17 protein-coding genes are annotated in these 18,180 nt (G+C 73.1%); 10 read left to right on the top strand and 7 right to left on the bottom strand.

What is annotated here, in order from left to right; genetic code table 11:
• Positions 1-35: 35 nt before the first annotated feature.
• Positions 36-524, bottom strand: a complete 489-nt coding sequence (locus ACFWI8_RS13655; protein WP_387089919.1) for a MarR family winged helix-turn-helix transcriptional regulator — start codon at positions 522-524, stop codon at positions 36-38.
• Between the two features lie 121 nt (positions 525-645).
• Here ACFWI8_RS13655 and ACFWI8_RS13650 point away from each other — a divergent pair, with 121 nt between their 5' ends.
• Entirely contained in the window at positions 646-2,697 is a 2,052-nt protein-coding gene (locus ACFWI8_RS13650; RefSeq protein WP_387089916.1) for a UvrD-helicase domain-containing protein, read from the top strand.
• A 29-nt stretch (positions 2,698-2,726) separates the two neighbouring features.
• On the opposite strand, the gene ACFWI8_RS13645 is transcribed toward ACFWI8_RS13650, so the two are convergent.
• Positions 2,727-2,966, bottom strand: coding sequence for a hypothetical protein (locus ACFWI8_RS13645; RefSeq protein ID WP_387089913.1), 240 nt, complete (start codon positions 2,964-2,966; stop codon positions 2,727-2,729).
• A gap of 406 nt (positions 2,967-3,372) precedes the next feature.
• Here ACFWI8_RS13645 and ACFWI8_RS13640 point away from each other — a divergent pair, with 406 nt between their 5' ends.
• From ACFWI8_RS13640 to ACFWI8_RS13620, 5 genes are all read left to right on the top strand, one after another.
• Positions 3,373-4,389: an AraC family transcriptional regulator gene (locus ACFWI8_RS13640; RefSeq protein ID WP_387089910.1), complete on the top strand. Its 1,017-nt coding sequence runs from the start codon at positions 3,373-3,375 to the stop codon at positions 4,387-4,389.
• Between the two features lie 300 nt (positions 4,390-4,689).
• The gene (locus ACFWI8_RS13635) at positions 4,690-5,568 is read left to right on the top strand and encodes an ABC transporter permease (protein ID WP_387090122.1); all 879 of its coding nucleotides are present in this window, start codon (positions 4,690-4,692) and stop codon (positions 5,566-5,568) included.
• A gap of 89 nt (positions 5,569-5,657) precedes the next feature.
• Positions 5,658-6,707 (top strand): ABC transporter substrate-binding protein, encoded by a 1,050-nt coding sequence (locus ACFWI8_RS13630; protein ID WP_387089907.1) that lies wholly within the window; start codon positions 5,658-5,660, stop codon positions 6,705-6,707.
• Positions 6,691-7,494: an ABC transporter ATP-binding protein gene (locus tag ACFWI8_RS13625; RefSeq protein WP_387089903.1), complete on the top strand. Its 804-nt coding sequence runs from the start codon at positions 6,691-6,693 to the stop codon at positions 7,492-7,494. Before ACFWI8_RS13630 ends, ACFWI8_RS13625 begins: the two co-directional genes overlap by 17 nt.
• A gap of 34 nt (positions 7,495-7,528) precedes the next feature.
• On the top strand, positions 7,529-8,413 hold the full coding sequence (locus ACFWI8_RS13620; protein WP_387089900.1) for a TauD/TfdA dioxygenase family protein: 885 nt from the start codon (positions 7,529-7,531) through the stop codon (positions 8,411-8,413).
• Positions 8,414-8,421: 8 nt separating this feature from the next.
• Here the strand turns inward: ACFWI8_RS13620 and ACFWI8_RS13615 are convergent, their stop codons facing one another.
• The 5 genes from ACFWI8_RS13615 to ACFWI8_RS13595 form a co-directional block, all read right to left on the bottom strand.
• Positions 8,422-9,030, bottom strand: a complete 609-nt coding sequence (locus ACFWI8_RS13615; RefSeq protein WP_387089897.1) for an ATP/GTP-binding protein — start codon at positions 9,028-9,030, stop codon at positions 8,422-8,424.
• Positions 9,011-9,385, bottom strand: a complete 375-nt coding sequence (locus tag ACFWI8_RS13610) for a DUF742 domain-containing protein (RefSeq protein ID WP_311596423.1) — start codon at positions 9,383-9,385, stop codon at positions 9,011-9,013. The genes ACFWI8_RS13615 and ACFWI8_RS13610 overlap by 20 nt, the downstream gene beginning before the upstream one ends.
• Positions 9,386-9,396: 11 nt before the next feature.
• Positions 9,397-9,822 (bottom strand): roadblock/LC7 domain-containing protein, encoded by a 426-nt coding sequence (locus tag ACFWI8_RS13605; protein ID WP_387089894.1) that lies wholly within the window; start codon positions 9,820-9,822, stop codon positions 9,397-9,399.
• Positions 9,819-12,236 (bottom strand): nitrate- and nitrite sensing domain-containing protein, encoded by a 2,418-nt coding sequence (locus tag ACFWI8_RS13600; RefSeq protein ID WP_387089891.1) that lies wholly within the window; start codon positions 12,234-12,236, stop codon positions 9,819-9,821. The genes ACFWI8_RS13605 and ACFWI8_RS13600 overlap by 4 nt, the downstream gene beginning before the upstream one ends.
• Before the next feature lie 275 nt (positions 12,237-12,511).
• The gene (locus ACFWI8_RS13595) at positions 12,512-13,600 is read right to left on the bottom strand and encodes a helix-turn-helix domain-containing protein (RefSeq protein WP_387089889.1); all 1,089 of its coding nucleotides are present in this window, start codon (positions 13,598-13,600) and stop codon (positions 12,512-12,514) included.
• Positions 13,601-13,726: 126 nt separating this feature from the next.
• Here ACFWI8_RS13595 and ACFWI8_RS13590 point away from each other — a divergent pair, with 126 nt between their 5' ends.
• The 4 genes from ACFWI8_RS13590 (at position 13,727) to ACFWI8_RS13575 (ending at position 18,114) form a co-directional block, all read left to right on the top strand.
• Positions 13,727-15,076 (top strand): FAD-dependent oxidoreductase, encoded by a 1,350-nt coding sequence (locus tag ACFWI8_RS13590; protein WP_387089886.1) that lies wholly within the window; start codon positions 13,727-13,729, stop codon positions 15,074-15,076.
• 100 nt (positions 15,077-15,176) lie between these two features.
• Positions 15,177-16,541 (top strand): protein kinase, encoded by a 1,365-nt coding sequence (locus tag ACFWI8_RS13585; protein WP_387089883.1) that lies wholly within the window; start codon positions 15,177-15,179, stop codon positions 16,539-16,541.
• A gap of 90 nt (positions 16,542-16,631) precedes the next feature.
• Positions 16,632-17,384, top strand: a complete 753-nt coding sequence (locus ACFWI8_RS13580) for an FHA domain-containing protein (protein WP_387089880.1) — start codon at positions 16,632-16,634, stop codon at positions 17,382-17,384.
• 19 nt (positions 17,385-17,403) lie between these two features.
• Entirely contained in the window at positions 17,404-18,114 is a 711-nt protein-coding gene (locus ACFWI8_RS13575; protein WP_387089878.1) for a Crp/Fnr family transcriptional regulator, read from the top strand.
• Positions 18,115-18,180: the final 66 nt, after the last annotated feature.

The following is an 18,180-nucleotide window of genomic DNA, read 5'->3' as shown; positions in this document are numbered from 1 at the left end:
TCTCTCTCGGGTCAAAGATTTCCCGAGGTGGCCCGCTACCCGCTCTGCCGCGCCCGCCGCGCGGGCCGCGGGCTCTCGACCGGCTCCGCCAGCACCCCGCCGACCAGCCGCTTCATCGCCGAGAGCAGCGCCTCCCGCTCGTCCTCCGGCAGCGCGGCCAACGTCTCCCGGTGCACCCCGTCGACGATCTCCTGGCTCCGCCGCGCCACCCGCGCGCCCTCCTCCGTCACCGCGATCACCCGCGCCCGCCGGTCCGCGCTCGAAGGGCGCCGCTCCGCGAGCCCGGCCTCCTCCAGCGCGTCCACGGTCACCACCATCGTGGTCTTGTCCATGTCCCCGATCTCGGCCAGCTGCGCCTGGGTCCGCTCCTCCTCCAGCGCGTGCACCAGCACGCAGTGCATCCGCGCGGTCAAGCCGACCTCGGCCAGCGCGGCGGCCATCCGGGTGCGCAGCACGTGGCTGGTGTGGTCGAGGAAGAACGACAGGTCGGGCTCGGAGCGCGTCTGCGGCGTCATGGCGGTCATGCCGGCCAGCGTAACAAGCAGACGATCCGTCGCGGATGATCCGCAACCGACGCAATCGCCCCCTCCCGTGACGTGGCACTCCGTCCTATGATCATCACTCCGCGTACGAGGGGGTATGAGGATGGCCGCGGGGGACTCGGCGTCGCGCAGGGCCCAGGAGGCTCGGCGGCAGGAACGACTGCTGCGCGAGCAGTGGCAGGAGGCACGCCGGCGCGCCGCGCGGTGGGAGGCCGCGAGCGAGGGGGAACGGCTGGTCGCCGCCCAGCTGCTGGTGCTGGCCGAACGCGGCTGGCGGCTGCTGATGGACCGCCGCTGGCCGGGCACCGCGGCGGCCAACGTGGACATGCTGCTGGTCGGCCCGGGCGGCGTGTACGTCATCGACGTCAAGAACTGGGCCCGGGCGCCCGAGGGCCGGGACGACCCGCGGCTGCCGCGCGAGGTGGCCAAGCTGCTCGCCGTGACCCGGGCCACCGAGCGTGCCGTGACCGCCCTCGGCATGTCACCCGTGGCCGTCCACCCCGTCATGGTCTTCGCCGGGCACCGGGTGTCGGCCACCGCGGGCCGCGTGCGGTTGCTCGGCGAGTACGAGGTCGGCCGCGCGCTCACCGCCGAGCGCCGCCGGCTGCTCCCGGCCGCGGTCCGCGCCGTCGCCGACCACCTCGCGGACGCCTTCCCCGAGTACGGCCAACCCGCCGACGAACCCCCGGCCGCCCCCCGCGCCTCGCCCCGGCCCCCGGCCTCCGACGGCCTCTTCGAGCCCGAACGCCTGCACGAGGCGGCCCTCGACGCGGCCCGCCAGGGGCCGATCGAGCAGTGGATGACCTTCCTGCACCCCGAACAGGTCGCCCTGGTCCGCCGCGACTGGTCGGGCGCCGCCAGGATCAGCGGCCCCGCCGGCACCGGCAAGACCGTCGTCGGACTGCACCGGGCCGCCCACCTCGCGCGCCGCGTCCCGGGCCGGGTCCTCTATGTCACCTTCGCCAAGAACCTGCCCCGGGTGCAGGCCACGTTCCTGCGCGCCATGGCCCCCGCGGTGGCGGACCGGGTGGAGTTCCACAGCCTGCACGGCTTCGCGCAGAAGTACCTCAACGACCGTGGCGTGACCACCCAGTTGCACGGCGACAAGGCGCTGACCGCGTTCAGCCTCGCCTGGAAGCGGACCGGAAGAGAGGGGCCGCTCGGCGCCGTCGCCCCCGACTCCCGCTACTGGCGCGAGGAGATCGACTACGTCATCAAGGGGCGGGGCCTCACCACGCTCGCCGAGTACCTGACCGTGTCACGGCGCGGCCGGGCGCGGCTGGCCAGGGCCCAGCGCGAGGCCGTCTGGGCCCTCTACCAGGAGTACGAACGGCTGCGCGTCGAGCGCGGAGTACACGACTTCAACGACATCCTCACCCTCGCGCTCCGCGAGGCCACCTCGCCCTCGCGTCAGGAACCCGGCCCCTACGACGCGGTGATCGCCGACGAGGTGCAGGACCTGACCCTGGTCGGCGTCCGGCTCCTGCACGCCCTGGTGGGCGACCGCCGCAACGGCCTGCTGCTCATCGGCGACGGCCAACAGGCCGTCTACCCGGGCGGCTTCCGCCTCGCGGACGCCGGCGTCGACGTGCGCGGCGACCGCGGACAGGTGCTGCGCACCAACTACCGCAACACCCGCGAGATCATCGAGGCGGGCCTCGCGCTCGTCGCCGACCACCCCTTCGAGGACATCGACGGCGTCCGCACCCCCGGCCGTCGCGACATCGAACTCGTCCACCACGGCGGCCAGGTCACCCGCGCCACGCACCCCACCCGCGAGGCGCACGACCACGCCCTGGTCCAGGCACTCACCGCCCGGTCCGCCCCGGACCACTGGGGCGACGCCGCGGTGCTCTGCCCGACCCGGCGAGCCCTCGACCACTACCAGCGCCTGCTCGACCGGCAGGGCATCCCGGTCCGCACCCTCGAACAGTACGACGGCAACCCGGTGAACGCCGTGAAGCTGGGCAGCTACCGCCGGGCCAAGGGTCTTGAGTTCAAGCACGTGTTCCTACCGGAACACGACGCCACCCTCCACCACGCCGCCGGCCTGCCCGAGGAACTGGTCGGCGAACACGTCGAGTTGTCCCTGCGCCAGCTCTATGTCGCCGTCACCCGCGCGCGCGACACCCTGTGGCTGGGCAGCGTCGCCTGAGACGCGCGCCGCCGCCCGGCCGCCCGGCGTCAGGTCGCGAAGATCAGCCAGAGGTCCCAACCCGGGGCGTTCTCCCGGCACTCGTAGGCGTCGGCGCCCCCCGGGTTGTTGGGCCACAGGTACTCCTCGCCCACCGCCACGCACTCCTCGTGCGTCGGGTAGTGGCTGTGGAGCTGGTAGTAGTCCAGCGCCTCGGCGGTCCCCCCGGCCGTCGCTACCCCGACCGCCGCGGCCGCTCCGACCACCGCCATGCGTATCCGTGTTCGCACGATCCAGTCCTCCCCTTGCCGCGTCCGATGCTCGCGCCTCGGGATTCAAGGGCAGAATCCCCCGCCCGGCAAGACCTCCCGCGGGGGCGCCCGCAGTGGACGAACATCGCCGACCGGGCTGATGACCCCGTCGCTGGCCGCGCACAGGTGTGGACCCCGCCCACGCTCGGTCGCGTGACGGGGTCCTGTTCCCCCTTGGTTTCCCCCTGATTCCCCCGCGAACCGCCCTGAACTTCCCCCGTGAACGCAGGACGGTCCCTGTCCGATGGTCAGATCCCGAGACCGACTTGGGAGAGTCGGCACCGGGACCTCGGACATGTGCGACGCTAACCGTGGAGTCACCGGTCGACTACCCGCCGAACGCGGTGCTCGGCCGGAAAACGCGGAGACGAGGGAGACGTTCCTGATGGCACGGCTCAGTGCCGTACCCGGTGACCTCAGCAGGCTGACGACGCTCGTCGACACCGGCGACCTGGAGGAGACCCGGGACATCATCAGCCGCGCGTACAGCCCCTACCAGTTGGAATGCCTGGGCGACGCGCGGGAGTTCTCCGCCTGGTACGCCGAGGGTGGGTTCCCCGGGGTCACGCTCTCCGACCTGCGGTACGGGTCGCCGCGGTTGAACGCGGAGACGCTGATCAGGCCGCAGCCGCTCGGCACCTACCTGCTGATGTGCGAGGTCACCCACGGCTGGGTGACGGTGAGTTCGCCCGGGCGCGAGGAGTGCCACGTCGGCGCCGGCGGGACCTACGTACTGGACGCGCACCGCCCGTTCCAGGTGCGTTGGTCGCCCGGCGCACGGATGTTCACCGTGCGGCTGGCCCGCGAGGACGTGGAGCGGGCCGTGGCCGACGCGCTGGGTCTCGAGGAGCCGGTGCCGGCCAGGTTCGCGCTCGGCGGCGCCGTGTCGCCGCGGGCCGCCAGGACGTGGGCCGGCATATCGGGCGCGGTGCGCCGCGAGATCCTCGGCGAGGGCATCGCGGGCGACAACCCGCTCGTCGCCGCGCAGTTGACGCAGACGACGGCGGCCCTGCTCGTCGGGACCCAGCGGCTGATCGTCCCGAACGGCGCGGACATCCGGCGCACCGGCGTCGTCGGCCACGCGGCCGTGCGCCGCGCGATGGCCCTGGTCGAGGAGCGGGCCGACGAGCCGCACACGCTGGCCGACCTGGCGGCGGCGGCCCGGGTCAGCCCGCGCGCCCTCCAGGAGGCGTTCCGCCAGCACCTGGACACCACCCCGCTCGGCTACCTCCGCGAGGTCCGCCTCAGGCGCGCCCACCAGGACCTGCTCGCCGCCGGCCGGGACGGCTCGGCCACCGTCTCCGACATCGCCTACCGCTGGGGCTTCTCCAACCTGGGGCGGTTCGCCGCCTACTACCGCGAGCGGTACGGTCAGCCGCCCTCCAGGACGCTCAGCGGCTGAACCGGCGCCGGACCGGGTTCCGCCCCCTTGGCGGCGTCTGGACGACGTGTAAAAATGCCGCGTGCTTACCTTCCGCGTGGCTCGTCGGCACATCGATCTCCGCCGGTCCACCAGCGCCTCCTGTTGCGCCTGACGCCCTGATCCCGACCGGATCCCCTTCCGCGGCAGCTCGGTCCTGACGACGGACCCTGCCGAGAGCGTCCTTCCCACGAGACCGGCACCCCCTCCCGTTCCCGCGTGCCCGCGCGCCGCGTTCGGCTGTCGTGCTGTCGGCTCGTGCCGTCCCCACCGGAGCGCACCATGCCCTCGCTCGCCCGAGCACGCAGGAAATCCGCCCCCGCGTCCGCCGCGGACCCCCCTCCCGCCGTCGAAGGACGCCGTCGGAAGGCTGTCGCCGGCCCGCTGCGCCGCGTCGGGCTGCGGCTGCTGGCGCTGGCCGTCCTGCTCGGCGCCTGGCAGACCGTCGTCGGGTTGGAGCTGTGGCCGCCGGTGCTGGTGCCGTCGCCCGCCGACGTCGTCGACGCGCTGGTGCGGACGTCGACGGAGAACGACGGCGTCCGCGGCTACCAGGGCCACTACCTGGTCGAGCACCTGGGCGTCAGCCTGCGCCGGATCGCCGTCGGCTCGCTGATCGGCGTGGGCGTCGGCCTGGCCGTCGGGCTCCTCATGGGGACGCTCGGCTGGGTGCGGGTGGTCGTCGAGCCCTGGGTGGCGTTCCTGCGGACGCTGCCGCCGCTCGCCTACTTCAGCCTGCTCGTCATCTGGTTCGGCATCGACGAGTCCCCCAAGATCTGGCTGCTGGCCATCGCCGCCATGCCGCCGGTCGCGGTGGCCACGGCCGCCGCCACCGCCTCGGCGCCGATCGCGCTGGTGGAGGCGGCGCAGGCCATCGGCGCCGGGCGCCGGCAGGTGATCCGTTCGGTCGTGCTGCCCGCCGCGCTGCCGGAGATCCTCACCGGCGTGCGGCTCGCGGTGGGCATCGCCTACTCCTCGGTGGTCGCCGCCGAGACCGTCAACGGGCTGCCCGGCATCGGGGGCATGGTCCGTGACGCGCAGCGCTACAACCAGTCCGACGTCGTCATCCTCGGGCTCTTCGCCATCGGCGTCTCCGGCCTCCTCATCGACAGCGGCCTGCGGCTCCTCGAACGCCGTCTCGCGCCGTGGCGTGGCCGTACCTGAGGCCGCGCCCGGCGCCATGCCCCCGCGCCATGCCCCCGCCAGAACGACGCCGCCGCCCCACCCGTCCACCGCGAGAGAAGGAACCCCCCATGCCCGGATCCCCGCGCGCCACCCGCGCCGCCGCCCTCACCCTCGCCCTCGCCTTCTCCCTCACCCTGAGCGCCTGCGGCTCGGACGGGGGCGGCGGGTCGGGGGCCGGCGACCGGACCCTCCGCCTGGCCTACCAGGCGTTCCCCAGCGGCGACCTGATCGTCAGGGACCAGGGCTGGCTGGAGGAGGCGCTGCCCGAATGGGACATCGAGTGGACGCGGTTCGACTCCGGCGCCACCATCAACACCGCGTTCGTCGCTGAGTCGGTCGACCTGGCGGCGATAGGCTCAAGCCCCGTCGCGCGCGGCCTCTCGGCGCCGTTGGACATCCCGTACCAGGTCGCCTGGGTGCTCGACGTCGCCGGCGAGAACGAGGCGCTGGTGGCGCGCGAGGACGCGGGCATCGGGTCGGTGGCCGACCTCGAAGGCCGCACGGTGGGCGTCCCGTTCGCCTCGACGTCCCACTACAGCCTGCTCGCCGCGCTCGAACAGGCGGGTCTCGACGCGGCGTCCGTCGACATCGTCGACCTGGAGCCGCAGGACATCGTCGCGGCCTGGACGCGGGGCGACATCGACGCCAGCTACGTCTGGCTGCCCACGCTCGACGAACTGAGGGAGACCGGCCGGACCCTCACCACCAGCGAGGAGGTCGCGGCCGCCGGCAAGCCGACGCTCGACCTCGGCGTCGCGTCCACCGCCATCGTCGAGGAACACCCCGAGGTCATCGCCGCCTGGCGGGAGGTCCAGGCCCGCGCGCTCGACCTCATCCACGACAACCCCGCCGCGGCCGCCGAGGCCGTCGGCCGGCAACTCGGCATCGACGCCGACGCCGCGGCCGCCCAGCTCGCACAGGGCGTGTTCCTCCGGCCCGCCGACCAGTCGAGCCCCCAGTGGCTCGGCACGCCGGAGGAGATCGGGGACGTGGCGGTGAACCTGCACGACGCCGCCGAGTTCCTCGCCGAGCAGCACCAGATCGAGAGCGCCCCCGACCTCGCGGTGTTCCAGGAGGCCGTCCACGCGGAGGGATTGGCCGATGTCGACGGTTCCTGACGCCGGGGCCGCCGGCACCGCCACCGTGGCGGCCGTCTCGGTCCGCGACGTGGCGCACGTGTACGGGCGCGGCGCGTCCGCCGTGCGGGCGCTCGGACCGATCTCGCTCGATGTGCCGGCGGGCGAGTTCCTGGTGCTGGTCGGCCCCTCGGGCTGCGGCAAGAGCACCCTGCTGCGGCTGATCGCCGGCTTCGACCGACCCACCTCCGGCACGGTCACCGTGCGCGGCGAGGTTCCCGAGCCGGGGCGCCAGTCCGGCGTGGTCTTCCAGCAGCCGCGGCTCTTCCCCTGGCACACCGTCGGCGACAACGTCGGCCTCGCGCTGCGCTACGCGGGCGTGCCGCGCGCCGAGCGGCCCGCCCGCGTCGCCGAACTCCTGGACCGGGTGGGCCTGTCGGGCACGGCGGGTCGCCGGGTCTGGGAGATCTCCGGGGGACAGCAGCAGCGGGTGGCCATGGCCCGCGCGCTCGCCGGCGACCGTGACCTCCTGCTGCTCGACGAGCCGTTCGCCGCGCTCGACGCGCTGACCAGGGAGCGACTCCAGGAGGACGTGCGGCGGGTGGGCCACGAGACCGGGTCCACGTCCGTCTTCGTCACGCACAGCGTCGACGAGGCGGTGTTCCTCGCGACGCGGATCGTCGTGCTGAGCCGCCGTCCCGGCGTGATCACCCTGGACCTGCCCGTCGACCTGCCGCGCACCGGCCTCGACCCCGACGACCTGCGCGGCCTGCCGGAGTACGCGGCCCTGCGCGCCGAGACGGGCGCCGCGGTCCGCGCCGCCGCCTGAGCGACCCGTACCACCACCCACGGAGGAGACCGAGATGACCAGCACCGACACCACGCCCCTCGCGCTGGGCCTGAACGTCCTCGGCCCCGGCTTCGGCGCCCGGATCGACGACCTCGACCTGACCACCGCGACCGACGCCCAACTCGTCGCGGTCCGCGCCGCGCTCGTCGAGCACAAGGTGCTGTTCTTCCCCGGCCAGCGCCTCGACCCGGACAGCCAGGTGGCGCTCGGCCGCCGCCTCGGCGAACTGACCGCCTCCCACCCGGTGGTGCCGGGGATCGACGAGGACCACCCCGAGATCTACGCGCTCGACGCCGCCGACAACGGCTTCGCCGACGTCTGGCACACCGACGTCACCTTCGTGCACCGCCCCCCGCTCGGCTCGATCCTGCGTGCCGTCCAGGTGCCGCCCACCGGCGGTGACACCAGCTGGGCCGACAGCCAACTCGCCTACGAGTCGCTCTCCGCGCCGGTGCGGGACCTGGCCGACCAGCTCACCGCCGTGCACGACGGCAGCCGCGAGTTCGGCTACTACCTGGCGCAACGCCGTGGTGGCGAGGGCAACGAGTGGGACGGCGAGCGCTACCGCGGCCTCGACCCCGTCGAACACCCGGTGGTGCGCGTGCACCCCGAGACCGGCCGCAAGGGGCTCTTCGTGAACCCCGGCTTCACCTCGCACGTCGTCGGCCTCTCGGCGGCCGAGAGCCGCGGTGTCCTCGACCTCCTGTACGCCCACCTGACCAAGCCGGAGCACATCGTCCGCCACCGCTGGCGCGCCGGCGACGTCGCGATGTGGGACAACCGCGCCACCCTGCACTACGCCAACCGCGACTACGGCGACTTCCGACGCGTCATGCACCGCGTCACGCTCCGCGGCGACGTCCCCTTCGGCCCGGCGACGGCCGGCGGCCGCCGGTAGGGGAGGGGTCAGCGCGCGGCGGTCATCCGCCGCGCCATGGTGTGTTCGAGGAGGGTGATCAGGGCGAGCTTGCCGGACTCGCGGGAGCGCGCGTCGCACATCACGACCGGCACCCGCGGGTCGAGGTCGAGCGCGAGGCGGACCTCCTCGGTGGTGTAGTCGCAGGCGCCGTGGAAGCGGTTGACCGCGACGACGAACGACGTGCCGCGGTGCTCGAAGTAGTCGACGGCGGGGAAGGAGTCCTCGAGCCGCCGGGTGTCGGCCAGCACGATGGCGCCGAGCGCGCCGAGCGCCAACTCGTCCCACATGAACCAGAAACGGTTCTGCCCGGGCGTGCCGAAGAGGTAGAGCACCAGGTCGCGGCTGATCGTGATCCGGCCGAAGTCCATGGCCACGGTCGTCGTGGTCTTGGCCTCGACGCCGCTGAGGTCGTCCACGCCCTCGCTCGTCTTCGTGATCACCTCCTCGGTCCGCAGCGGGGAGATCTCGCTGACGGCGCCGACCATCGTGGTCTTCCCGACGCCGAACCCGCCGGCGATCAGGATCTTGACCGCCGTCGGGAGACCGCCATGACCGGGGTACGACGCGGAGCCCGCGTCAGAGCCTGCGAATTCCATCGAGTACCGCCTGAAGAAGCTGGATGTCGGGGGCCTCGGCCAGCGCGATCGGTGCGCGGGTCTGGATGGCCCCCATGTCGAGTAGGTCTCCGAGCAGGACCTTGGTCACTGTCACGGTCATGTCCAGCCGAGCGGAGATCTCGGCGACGGAGAGCGGGCTGCCCGCGCACATGCGCAGGATCGCGACGTGCTCCGGCTCGTAACCGGGGCGTGCCGTGTCGGGGTTGGTGGCGACGATCAGGGTGATCAGGTTGAACTCGTCCCGGCTCGGCCGGGTCCGGCCGCCGGTCCTCGCGAACGAGCGCACGATGGGACCCGCGTCCACGTCCCACCATGATTCATCCGGTCCGGACATGGGGCCTCATCTCAGGGGGACGTGGGCGAGACCGCTGCCGCGTGCCGGGGCGCCGCGGCGAGGTACTCACCGACGCGCTTGACGAGCAGGTTCATCTCGTAGGCGACGAGGCCGACGTCGATGTCGTCCTCGCCGAGGATGGCGAGGCAGGCGCCCTGCCCCGCGCCGGTCACGAACAGGAAGAGGTTCTCCAGTTCGACGATCGTCTGCCGCACGTGCCCGCCGTCGAAGCGGTACCCGAAGCCCCTGGCCAGGCTCTGGAACCCGGAGGCGACCGCCGAGATGTGCTCGGCGTCCTCCCGGCCGAGGTCGCGCGAGTGGGCGATCACCAGACCGTCGGCCGACAGGACGAGGACGTGCCGCGTTCTGGGGACCCGCCGGACGAGGTCGTCCAGCATCCAGTTGAGGTCGGTGGCCTGGTTCGGCATCTGCGTCATCGCGGGTCCCACTGCCCTTCTCCGGCCGGCCAGTTACCGGCCACGTCGTCTTGTCCGCCGTCACGTTCCCGCTCCGCGTCGACGCGGCCCCGGTACGACTGGCGCTGGTACGTCGACATCAGGCGGCGCGCCTCCTCGGCCGACCGCTCACCGGGCGCCGCGTCGGGCATCGGGGTCGTGGGGCGCAGCAGCTCCGGTTGCATGCTGGCCTGGCGGATCCGGCGCGGCAGCTGCTTCGGCGTCCGCCTCGGCGGCTCCTGGCGTGCCGCGCCGCGCTGGAGGCCGTCGCGGATCGGCTCGACGTTGTCGGGCATGCGCGGCTCCTCCCAGCGGGACGGCGCCACCACCGTCTCCACGCGGCGCGGCGGCGGCGTCGGCTCCGCGGACGGCGGCACCGGGGCGTGTTGTCCGGCGTCCCGCGCCCAGACGGGCGCGCCCGTCGCCGGCCGCGCGCTCTCCGGCGCGGGCACCGGCGCCTGCAGCTGCGCCTGGGCCTGCGCCGTCGCCCCGGCCATCGCCTCGACGCGGTCCCGGGCCTGGGCCTGGGCGGCCTGCGCCTGGGCGTCGGGCTCGGTGTCCTTCAGCAGCTCCGTCGGCGCCAGGACGATGGCCGAGGTCCCCCCGTAGGGCGAGGGACGCAGGGTCACCATGATGTTGTGGCGGGCCGCCAGCCGCGCCACGACGAACAGGCCGAGCCGGGTGTCCTCCGTGAAGCCCATGACGTTGAACTCGGGCGCCGCCGTCAGCAGGCGGTTGGCCTCCTCGCGCACCTCGTCGGACATGCCGATGCCCCGGTCCTCGATCTCGATCCCGAGCCCCTTGGGCACCACCTCGGCGCGGATCTGCACGCTGGTGTGCGGCGGGGAGAACGTCGTCGCGTTCTCGACCAGTTCGGAGAGCAGGTGCATCATGTCGCCGGCCACCGGTCCGGCGAGCGTGACCTCGGGGATCCCGGCCAGCTTGACCCGGGAGTAGTCCTCGGTCTGGGAGGCCGCCGCGCGCAGGATCTCGGTCAACCGCACCGGTCGGCGCCAGCGCCGGGCGGGCATCGCGCCGCCGAGGATGGACAGGTTCTCGGAGTTGCGCCGCATCCGGGTGGCGAGGTGGTCGACCCGGAACAGCTCGGCCAGCAGGTCGGGATCCTCCTCGTTGTCCCGCTCGAGACGGTCGAGCAGGGCCAGTTGGCGGTGCACGAGACCCTGGCTGCGCTGCGCGAGGTTGAGGAACACCCGGCTGATGCCCTCGCGCGTCTCGGCCTGCTCGATCGCCGCGCGGACGGCGATGCGCTGCGCGATGGCGAACGCGCCGGCGACCTGCCCGATCTCGTCCGAGCCCTGCTCCATCTCGGGGACCGCCTCGGCGAGTTCGACCTTGTCGCCCTTCTGCAGGCGGGTGATGACGTCGGGCAGCCGCTCCTCGGCCAGCCGCAGCGTCGCGCCGCGGAGGTCGCGGAGCCGACGGATCAGCGCCCGGGACACCAGCACGGAGATCAACACGGCCAACGCGATGGCCAGCAGCGCCCCCACGCTGGTCAGGACCACCGAGGTCATCAGGTCGTCGACCCGGTCGTTGGCGAAGCCGACCGCGAAGTCCACCTGGTCCAGGGTGAGTTGTTGGAGATTATCGGCGACCTGGAGCATCGAGGTCTGCCACTCGTCGAAGTCGCCGGGGATCCCGCCGGTCCCGACGGCCGCGTCCTCCGCGGCGACCAGCACCGACCACTCGGGCCCGGCGGTGATCTCCTGGAGGCGCTCCGCCTGCGCTCCGCGCAGCGCCGGCGCCACCACCCCCCACTGCTCCCGCTGCACGCCGACCAGCGCGGTGAGTTGCCGCTGCTCGGCGGTCGACATGCCGTCGGGCGACGACAGGCCCGTGGACAGCACCGCGTTCTGCCGGGCCAGGCTCTCCAGCGCGCGGAACATCGCCGCGGCGGTCGTCCCCTCGTTGAGCGCCTCGGAGTCGTTGGTCAGGCGGGCCTCGGCCTCGAAGTACGTCATGCCGGTGCTCACGGCGCCGGTGAAGAACTCGAACGCCTGGGCGTGGTCGACCGCGCGCGCGTCGACCTGCTGCCGGAAGTCGGGCAGCATCGCGAGGCCCTGGCTGATCTGCCCGAAGATCTCCTGGAGGGCGGGCGGGTTGTTCTCGACCACCGGCTCGGCGGCCTGGCTCATCGCCGCGAGCTTCTGGTCGGTGTCCGCGCGCTGCTCCTGGAGCGGCCCCGGATCGGCCTCGGGATGGGCCAGGTAGCTCATCGACAGCCGACGCTCCTCCTGGAGCGCCACCATCGCGGTCACGCCGTTGACCCCGACCGCCTCCACGTCGCGCACGGTCTGCCGCAGGTCGAGCGCCTCGTTGAACCCGGCGATCGTGTACGTGCCCCACAGCGCGCTCAGGGCCAGGCTCGGGATCAGCACCAGCACGAGAACGCGGGCCCGGATCGACCAGGGGCCCCGCCGCCCACGCGCCCGGAGCAGGGGCCGCCGGCCGGCACGCTGCCTGGCCCGGCCCCGTCTCGCCCGCCTTCCGGTGCCGGACGCACTCACGGTGGGGGCTGCCTCGGGGTCATGCGGTGAATCTGACAGCAAGTCGAAAATTCCCCTGAACGGTGGACAACCGGAGCACCAGTCGTGACACCCCGTACGACATCGGCGCCCAGGATGCTGGAGCCCGGCGCGCCGCTGTCGACGATTCACGAACGCGGAGTCGTCACTTCCCGCACCGGGGTTTCCCCGTCGCCCCGCTCCCCGGCCTGGGACCGCCGGTACTCGCTGGGCGTGACGCCGTAGAAGGCGCGGAACACCCGGCTGAACACGGTCGGGTTCTCGATCCCGACGGACCTGGCTATCGCGGCTATCGGGCGCTGCCTCCGCCGCGGGCTCGCCAGGTTCCGGCGCGCCTCCTCCATGCGGCTCTGCCGGATGTACCTGGCCGGCGACGTGCCGCCCTCCCGGAACACCAGCTCGACGTAGCGCACGGAGACCCCGAACGCCGCCGCCACCACCTTCGCGGACAGGTCGGGCTCGGCGAGATGCCGCCGCACGAAGTCCCGCATGCGCAGCAGTTGGGCGTGGTGGCCGAGGAGCCCGTTCACCCCCGACTGGTCGCCCGACTCGTCGGACCGCAGCACGGAGAAGACCAACTCACGCAGCACGTACCCGAGTTCGGGCAGCAGGTCAGGATCGAACCGCTCGCCGCCGGAGTGCACCTCGGCGATCGTGGCGCGCAGCACCCGCAACACCGGGTTCTGGGCGGCGATGCGGCGACCGACGTGTTCGCCGCTGACCGGCATCACCCGCGTCACGTCGGCGCGCGGCAGCGTCAGCACCAGGTGGTGGCCGAACTCGTTGGCGCTGAGCTGGAAGGGCGCCGTGCTGTCGAGCAGGACCGCGTCCCCGCGCCGCAGCCGGGACAGCGCGTTCCCGCTGAGCGACGCGCTGTCCTCCTGGGCGATCGAGAGAAGGAAGAAGTCGTCCTGGTTCCCGGCGAGCATCCTGGGCGTGCGCACGACGCGCACCGGATCGGTCCCGACGTCCGTCAGCGTGAGGCAGCCCAGGTCGAGTTGGCGGAGCCAGCCCGTGTAGCCGGCGCCGTTCCCGGTGCCGCCGATCGGGATCGCGTCGAGCTCGATCAGGCAGTCGCGCAGCATCCCCCGCCAGGTGTCGACGTCGGATGACGTGCCGCCGACCAGGGGCGACGGGCTCGGCCCGGGGGCGACGCGCAGGGCACGGGAGGCGGCCCCTCTCCCGTGCGGCCGCGAGGTCCTGGGCGGCAGGCTCATCGCACGGCCCTTCCTTCGTAGGGGGCGGACCTCCAGAAATGTACAGACCGGGTGCGCGGATGGTCGGTTCAGGTCACGACTGACGGTTCACCATGATCCCCGCCGCTGCCGAACCAGGAGGTACAGATGCGTAGGGCCGCCGTACTCGGGGGCAGTATCGCGGGGCTGCTGGCCGCCCGGGTGCTGAGTGACCACGCGGACGAGGTGGTGGTGCTCGAACGCGACGACATCGCCCCCGCCGGCGACTTCGGGGGCGACCAGGAACCCCGCCCCGGAGTCCCGCAGGGCACCCAGATGCACGCGCTGCTCGACGCGGGCCGCCGCAGGATCGACCACTGGCTCCCCGGCTTCGCCACCGAACTCGTCGCCGCCGGTGCCGCGCTCGCGGACACCGGGACGGACGTGCACTGTTTCCTCGACGGCAGACGCAAGGTGCTGACGGGCGACATCGAGATGGTCAGCGCCACCCGGCCCTTCCTGGAGGCACACCTCCGCCGCCGGGTGCTGGCGTTCGACAACGTGCGGCTGGTCAACGGCCGCGTGCGGGGCCTGGCGTTCACCGGCGACCGGGTGAGCGGGGTGCGGTACGCGGACGCCGCCGACGCGGAGGACGTCCTGACCGCCGACCTGGTGGTCGACGCCACCGGCCGGGCCAGCCGGATCGGCACCTGGCTGCGCGAGGGCGGCTGGCCTGAGCCGGGGATGCGGCGCATGCCGGTGGACCTCGGCTACGCCACCGCGCTCTTCCGCCGCCCCGCGGGACCCCACGACGCCACGCTGGCGCAGTCCCTGGCGAACCTGCCGGACGGCCGCCTGCGGCTCGGCACCCTCGGCCGGGTCGAGGGCGACCGCTGGGTCGTCCTGGTCGCCGGCTACGCGGCCGACCGACCGGGCCGCGGCGTCGAGGAGTTCCTGCTCCGCTGCAAGGAGGACCCGGCGGCGCCCTTCCGTCAACTGGCCGAGGACGGCGAGCCGATCGGCGAACCGGTGACCTACCGGCACCCCGACAACCGACGCCGCGACTTCCACCTGCTCGACCGGTTCCCCGCCGGCCTCGTCGCGGTCGGCGACACCCTGGCCTCGTTCAACCCCATCTACGGCCAGGGCATGTCCTCGGCCACGTCGCACGCCTCCTGCCTGGCGACCTACCTCGAATCCGGGCAGTCCCCACGGGACCCGGCCTGGTCCTTCTTCAGACAGGCCCGCACCGTCGTGGACGACGCCTGGCAGACGTCCGCCCTCAACGACATGAAACTGCCGCACGTCACCGGCCCACGCCCCCGCGGCTTCACGGTCGCCGCCCGCCTCAGCGACCTCATCGTCCGCGCCTCGGTGACCGACCCGGTGATACACCGCCGCTTCCTCGACGTGATGCACATGCGGTCCTCGGCGAAGACCCTGATGCGCCCCGGCACCCTGCTCCGCGCGGCCTGGGCGGTCCGCCGGGACCCCGCGCGGGCCGACGTCGCCGTGTGACAGCGCGTCGGCGCGAGCCGCCCTGATCCAGCACCACCGAGCGCGCGGTTGCGGCACCCTGGGACCCAACGGACATCTCGTGGGAGGGGAACGGCAACCTGTGGTCCAGGGGGATGCGGTCGAGGGGGATGCGGTCGAGGGGAATGTGGTCAAGGGGGACGAGGTCTTCGACCGGTACGAACTCAGGGAGAAGCTCGGCGCGGGAAGTGATACGGCCGTCGAGGTGTGGACGGCCTTCGACCGCGTGATGGCGAGAGACGTCGTGCTCAAGCGGGGCCGCGACGAGCGGGCCATCAGGCGCTTGAAGGCGGCGAGCCGGGCCATGGCGGAACTGAAGGACCACCCCCACGTGGCCGAGCTGTACGGGACGGAGGAGAGCCCGGTCACCGGCTTCTGGCAGGTGATCGAGCACGTGCCGGGCGGGAGCCTGGAGCTGCGGCTCGTCTCCCCGGAGCAGGCGGCCCGCTGGTGCGCGCAGATCGCCGCCGTGCTCGTGCGGCTGCACACCGTCCAGCTGGTGCACTGCGATGTCAAGCCCTCCAACGTTGTCCTCACCGCCGAGGAGAACGCCAAGCTCATCGACTTCGACTCGGTGTGCTCACTGAGCGGGGACGGCGGAACGATCAGCTTCACGCCGGAGTTCGCGGCGCGGGAGGTGGCCAGGTACAGCGCTCCCTGCCCGCGGTCCGACGTCTTCTCCCTGGCCGCCACGTTTCACACGCTCGTCGCGGGCACGCCACCGCGCCTGTCGCACAGCCCGCGGAGCCAGGCCGAGCAGGGAAGGGTGGTCATCGATGACCGGATCCCCCGGCGGCCCCGGCGGATGCTCGCCGCCATGCTGGCCGCCGATCCCGAGCTGCGCCCGGACGCCGCCGGAGCCCGGCGCGTGCTGGAGCGCGTCGCGGCCGGCGGCCGATTACCGCTGGGCTGGCGACCGGATGTGCGACGGCGGCTGCTCCGCACCGGGGCGGTGGCCGTTCTCTCGGCGTTGTCGGGTGTTCTGTCCCTCCTCCTGGGAGGGCCGTGGAACGAGGAGACCGCCCGCTCTCCCGAGCCCCGCGAGGACACTGCCGCCACCTCCGGCTCCGATCCGACGCCCTCCGCGCCTCCGCTGCCGACCCCCGCCGCATCGCCCAGCGCTTCCGTGGGCTCGCCGCCCCCCTCGACCGTCGAATCCCCCGATCCCCCTGAACTTTCGCGCCTGGACGCCTGCTTCGACGGCACCTGCGAGGTGACCGTCGCGGAGGGCACGCGGATCCAGCTCGACGGGCGTTACGGCGTCGACGAGGTGCTGGTGACCGCGGTCACCCCGACCAGCGTGAACGTGAGCGCGTGGAGCGACTACGGCGGCGGGGGCGGGATCGGCCCCGCGGGCCAGACCCTCACCGTCATGGCGGGCTTCGGCGTGCGCGTGGTGTCCCTCGGCGGCGACGGAACAGCCGTCATCGCCCTCATGCCCCTGTGAAGTCCCTGGTCGGAGAGGTGGGGAGGGGTCCCCGGCGACGTCAGCATGCTTGGTTCCCAGCGGCCGACCACCCGAGGAGCCAGAAGCGTGATGACGAGCGACGCCAGCACACTCCATGCCAGTTCCATGGACGGCGCGGTCACGAGCGAGCCGCGACCGGGGCTGACCGTCCGGTTCGGGCGGGGAATCGGCCCGCAGGACGAGGGGCCCGACGTGGACCTGCGCGTCGGCGCGGCCGACCTCCAGGTCAGCCGGCGGCAGGGCGAACTGTCCTTCCGGCACGGCCACTGGTGGCTGCGGAACGTGGGCACCGCGCAGCTCCGGCTGTCCCAGGGGCGCTGGCTGTTCCGCGCCTCGGATCCGGTTCTTGTCACTCCCGGATACACCACGTTCCAGGTGTTGGGCAGCGGCAGCCGCGTGCATCTCGTCGAGTTGTTCGTGACGGAACTGGGCGACCGGCCGCCCGCCGTCCCTCCCGGCGCCCGGACGGTCGGGCGCAGGCGCTGGCCACTGCGCCCCGACGAGCGGCTCATCCTGGCCGCGCTCGGCCAGCGGTACCTCGCCGGCGAACGGGACCCGCAGCCACTGACGTACCGTCAGGTCGCCGAGCTGCTCGACCTTCTCCACCCCCGGGCGCGTTGGCGGGAACCGCGGGTCCGCAGGACGGTGGACGAGGTCCGCGGTCGGCTGGCGCAGACCGGCTTCCCCTACCCCCTGCGGGAGGGCGAGCGCGGCGAGGCGTCGGACAACCGGCTGAAGCACAACCTGTTGACCGGCCTGTTCGAGTCGGACAGCCTGAGACCCGAGGATCTCGGCCTGCTCGATGACGGAGTCGACGGCTGAGCCGGGGGAGGGACGGCGCATGGTCAGGCGGACCGTCGGGAGCCCCGGCCTGTCAGGGCTCGGCGCCCTACTGCCGGTCTCCTCCTGGAACGACCTGCTGGGCTTCGGCGCGGCCAGACACTACCGGCCCGGCCGCACGCTGATGTCCCAGGGCGGCCCGGGAGACGCCGTCCATGTGCTGGTGCGTGGCCGGGTGCAGGTCCGGCAGTTGGTGCCCGAAGGCATCGGGCTGCCGCTCGCGGTGCGCTACCCGGGCGAGGTGCTCGGCGAGATCGCGGTTCTCCGCGAACTGACGCGCACCGCCACGGTCACCGCCATCGATCCGTGCGACGTACGAGTCGTGCCGGCGCCGCGCTTCCGGTCGTTCGTCGCCACCCGTGGGCTGGGGCCGCTGATCGCCGAACTCTCCTACCGGCGGCTGCAGGAGGCCGAGCGGCTCAGGACCGAACAGGTCGCACTGCCGTTCATCCAGCGGCTGTGCAGGATGCTTGTCGCGCACGCGGTCAGGGACGGGCGGGGCGACTGGGCTGTGGACCTCCACATGTCACAGGAGGAGCTCGGCCTGATGTGCGGTGGACGCCGTGACTCGATGAGCAGGGCGCTGCGGACCCTCCGCGAGGAGGGGATCGTCACGACCGCGCGACGGGTGGTCGTGATCCTCGACATGTCCGGCCTGCGGCACTACGCGCACAACGGCGCCCCGGCCGGCAACGGCCCGAGCGGCGCGTAACTCACATCCAGCACTGCCTGTTTTTACGCACCCCTCCCCGACGAGACGGGTCATCGTGACGTCTCC

The organism is Streptomyces sp. NPDC127098 (assembly GCF_042722465.1).
GTDB lineage: Bacteria > Actinomycetota > Actinomycetes > Streptomycetales > Streptomycetaceae > Streptomyces > Streptomyces millisiae.
The sequence above is the reverse complement of the archived record's forward strand: the minus strand, read 5'-3'. Positions and strand labels throughout refer to the sequence as shown.

Bases quoted from the DNA above. Each gene is read 5' to 3' on its own strand.
- ACFWI8_RS13635 (WP_387090122.1), top strand. From the start codon at position 4,690: ATGCCCTCGCTCGCCCGAGCACGCAGGAAATCCGCCCCCGCGTCCGCC.
- ACFWI8_RS13655 (WP_387089919.1), bottom strand. From the start codon at position 524: ATGACCGCCATGACGCCGCAGACGCGCTCCGAGCCCGACCTGTCGTTC.
- ACFWI8_RS13575 (WP_387089878.1), top strand. From the start codon at position 17,404: ATGGTCAGGCGGACCGTCGGGAGCCCCGGCCTGTCAGGGCTCGGCGCC.
- ACFWI8_RS13595 (WP_387089889.1), bottom strand. From the start codon at position 13,600: ATGAGCCTGCCGCCCAGGACCTCGCGGCCGCACGGGAGAGGGGCCGCC.
- ACFWI8_RS13620 (WP_387089900.1), top strand. From the start codon at position 7,529: ATGACCAGCACCGACACCACGCCCCTCGCGCTGGGCCTGAACGTCCTC.
- ACFWI8_RS13590 (WP_387089886.1), top strand. From the start codon at position 13,727: ATGCGTAGGGCCGCCGTACTCGGGGGCAGTATCGCGGGGCTGCTGGCC.
- ACFWI8_RS13605 (WP_387089894.1), bottom strand. From the start codon at position 9,822: ATGACGCAGATGCCGAACCAGGCCACCGACCTCAACTGGATGCTGGAC.
- ACFWI8_RS13650 (WP_387089916.1), top strand. From the start codon at position 646: ATGGCCGCGGGGGACTCGGCGTCGCGCAGGGCCCAGGAGGCTCGGCGG.
- ACFWI8_RS13580 (WP_387089880.1), top strand. From the start codon at position 16,632: ATGACGAGCGACGCCAGCACACTCCATGCCAGTTCCATGGACGGCGCG.
- ACFWI8_RS13640 (WP_387089910.1), top strand. From the start codon at position 3,373: ATGGCACGGCTCAGTGCCGTACCCGGTGACCTCAGCAGGCTGACGACG.
- ACFWI8_RS13625 (WP_387089903.1), top strand. From the start codon at position 6,691: ATGTCGACGGTTCCTGACGCCGGGGCCGCCGGCACCGCCACCGTGGCG.
- ACFWI8_RS13610 (WP_311596423.1), bottom strand. From the start codon at position 9,385: ATGTCCGGACCGGATGAATCATGGTGGGACGTGGACGCGGGTCCCATC.
- ACFWI8_RS13615 (WP_387089897.1), bottom strand. From the start codon at position 9,030: ATGGAATTCGCAGGCTCTGACGCGGGCTCCGCGTCGTACCCCGGTCAT.
- ACFWI8_RS13630 (WP_387089907.1), top strand. From the start codon at position 5,658: ATGCCCGGATCCCCGCGCGCCACCCGCGCCGCCGCCCTCACCCTCGCC.